Source organism: Streptomyces sp. NPDC051738 (genome assembly GCF_044453205.1).
Classification (GTDB): Bacteria; Actinomycetota; Actinomycetes; order Streptomycetales; family Streptomycetaceae; genus Streptomyces.
Genome location: NZ_JBITCM010000053.1, coordinates 1 through 3,359 on the forward strand (window position 1 = coordinate 1; position 3,359 = coordinate 3,359).

Sequence of the window (3,359 nt, forward strand, 5' to 3'; positions counted from 1 at the left end):
GCAACCAAGTGGGCGATGACCATCGCGGCCAACATTCTGCAACTGGCCTGGATGAACGGACATGAAGAACTCGGTGTCATACCGGACATGCGTGTGTCGTACAGGGTGAAGGAGCCCGTGTGACGGCTGTATGACGCAGGTCGGCGGCGGTGTGAGCCCGCCACCGTGCAGAACCCGTGGGCCATGCGATGGCCCGCTCCCAGTTGGGACGCGGCGGCTAATTCGGGGGCAGGTCCTTCTCGACCCTGCCGGGCTTCGGCTCGGCGGGGCCGAGTGCTGTGAAGCGCCTGGGCGGGTGCGAGCCCGGGGTGTTCCGGTGAGGTGGGCGTCGAGGCGGGCGAGGTTGATTGCGGCGCGTGTTCGCAGCGGCCTGCTGGTTGACTGCGCCGGCGGCCGGTGTGGCGAGGGTGATGGTGGTCTTTTGGGTCCCTGCGCCTCACCTCGCCCCGCACCAGGTGGAAGTACTGGACCCAGATTCGCCGCACGCAGTCCACTTCTTCGAGCGTCTGCAGTCCTTCGGGCGCCCTGGGCGAGACGACGGCTTCGAGCAGCCGCATCCCGCCGTCTCCTCAGCGGCAAGTGCCCGGACGCGAGCGGGTTCACCACTTGCTGCGGTGCGGGCGACACCCCCTGCGCTCCACCGCGTCCTGGGACTCTTATGTGCTATCCACGACGCATCGCATGGCACCCAGACTCTCGAACGAATCCCTCTGCCTCTCGCCCACTGGGGCGACGTCCTCTTGCCACTGCTCATAGAGCGTCTTGACCTCGCTTGGAGTGAGCGTTCCCCGCAGGTCATATGCCAGTTGAAAGAGCATCGTGCTGCCGTCTTCCAAGCTCTTGATGAGCTCATCCACCTCTTGTTCATACCCCTTTGGTCTTTTGATCTTGTTCAGATCCGATTCGCCTTTCTGGGCCTTGTCGGCCAATTGCGTAACTTGGTTTGCTACCGCTTCTCGGCGGCTCTTGAACTGATCCCCTGCTAGTGAGTCTGATTCTTCACTCAGCTGGAGGATGGCAGAGTGTGTATTGAACGCAGCCGAGAAATTCTCGGTACTGGCGCAGGTCGCATTGGCCTCTTTCTGCCAGTCGGCAAGCGTAAAGTCTTCCTTAGGACCCCAACGGTCCACCACAAGAAGCACGCCCGCCAGGACGCCGGCAGCGCTCGCCGCAACGCTCAGCCAAACCTTGACGCGCTTCGAGAGGCGACCTGGAGTGCGCTCCTCGTCGGCTCCAGCTTCTTCGTCTTCCATGCCGTCATGGATCCCAGCAGCTTGCCTCGGTCATCCGAGGAGCGTGCGCGTTTCCCTCGTTCGCCGAGGGGCAACTCGCACTGCTCAACTTCGTCGAAGGTGGGGGGAGTGGCCCACCGGTGGCTCGGCGTGGCCGCCCCTTCCCTCTTTTGGAGGTTCTTCGTCGAATATCCAGAGCGACGAGTGGATCGGTCGACATGGGTTTAGCGAAGAGCAGGAGACGGAAGCCCCGACTGTAGGTGCGGTCCTGGCGGAGAAGGGAGAGACGGAGGCAGCGGGCATCCCGAACTTCGTGCACATGCACCCCACTGAGACTGTCGGGGAAGCCGTCAAGGTGCTGCGAGAGTTCGAGGTCTCTCAGATGCCGGTGGTGGCTCCGGGAGCGGGACACCTCGACGTGATGGCCGGCGAGGTGATCGGTCTCTTTCAGCCTTCGCTGTGGGGGCGGCCGTCGGCGTGCTGGGTGGGGTGATCGGTTTGAGTGGCGCAGAGTCCCGCTTGCCATGTTCGATGTCAACTCTTTTCCGCTGCAGGAACACTCAAGTACGCCACTGCGGATTTGTTGTTGTATCTGCAGGAGTGTAGGAGGTCGAATGAAGGGCTAGGTGATGGTTTGAGGGAGTGGTTCCGAGTGGAAGTCGTTGATGGACTGGACGTCGGCTCGACAAGATCATTTACTTCGCAAACAGTGGCCCTTACCTCAACTAGTTCATATAGCGATAGAGGGAAAAGTGCGCTGAACCCCTTTTCCTTGATAGCGCCTGTTGCGTCAGGTTGGAGCGCTCCGCTAAGGATGTGTTTACAGGGATCCTTTGGATATGAGGAGCACAAGTCTTCGACGCATTCGCCGGTACGGCGCCCTTTGCATGTGGCGTTAGAGGATGTGGCACGTGGGATGCCTCGGATGAGTACGCCAATCTTGCTGCCCCTCCTTAGTTTCGATGCCGAAACAGATGCAGATACCTCGCCGGTCGCCCCTTTGGCTTTAACGCTCGCCGTCATTTGAGGCCGAGTAGCCTCTACCTCGCCCTTGGTTGCCAATCGCACTGCCGCATACGCCCCAGTGGCTGTCAGGATTAGTGCGCAAGAAAGTAGGACAAGTTCCCAGGAAGTTGTTGCCGACCGTGAAGATTTCCACCATTGCCCGAGGGCTTTCATGGGAGACCTCATACGGGAGTTCCCGGGCGAAGGTGAAGGTGTACCGGAACTATCCTCTGTCTCCCGAGGGCGCGGAAATGTCGCCAGAATAACCCCGACAAGCCCTAGTCCAGCAGAAATTGCGAAACTCCAGGTACACTCAGTGTTTGAAGTGCGCTTCGGGATCCTTACCAGGGCGATGGATAGTGGTGCGATCGCGAAGGCTAATGCGACAATTCCCCAAGCCCTTAGGGCTGGGACTTCTCTGCCGCCTGATACGAAGACGCTGCCCATTGCTGTTGCCAGTGCGCCGAATAGCAAGATTGCCACAAAGGTGGCGAGCGTGGCATCATTTCGTAGCACGGTGCTGACTTCATCATCGCTCAATCCGACAAAGTTCAGCACGCCCACAAATCCTACGAGAATTAAACCAAGGGAATTCTTAATTCTTTCCGAATTTGTGTCGGGGGTGCTCATTCGTCTGAACCTTAGCGGTCGCTAGTGCTGGGATTTCCTGGTAACCCTGTTCCCTGTCTCTCATGTATTTACATACGGTAGTAGCCGAAGTTCACTCGATTCGGCGCTTCGACTGTGCGGTCAGGCGCCGCTTGCTGGACATGGGACCGCGTCCAGCTGCGGTCTAGTACTCGCCGGGCAGACGCCATCGTTCAGGGTGAGCGGCGACGTCTGCCGTCAGGGCTTCCAGCGTCGGATCCATCACGTCCCATGCATGTTCCGGCGGGTGATCGGCGTACAGCCCACATCCGTCGCCATTGGTACGCAGAGCAGGGCACCATTCGCAGGGTGACGAACCGGGAGTCGGTCTCCGTCCACAGGAACCAGACGGCTTCATCGGGGTTGGCACAGTCCCATAGGTGATCCGCGTGCTCCCCGCGGTGGTTCTCGCCGAGTTCGCATACCGCGTATCCGCTGGCGAATCGTGCGGGATCCTCGGGCGGGTCGTCGGCG

1 protein-coding gene is annotated in these 3,359 nt (G+C 60.2%); it reads right to left on the minus strand.

All coding sequences use genetic code 11. From position 1 onward, the window contains the following. Positions 1-656: 656 nt before the first annotated feature. Positions 657-1,253: a hypothetical protein gene (locus tag ACIA8X_RS46815; RefSeq protein WP_393462895.1), complete on the minus strand. Its 597-nt coding sequence runs from the start codon at positions 1,251-1,253 to the stop codon at positions 657-659. Between the last annotated feature and the right edge of the window lie 2,106 nt (positions 1,254-3,359).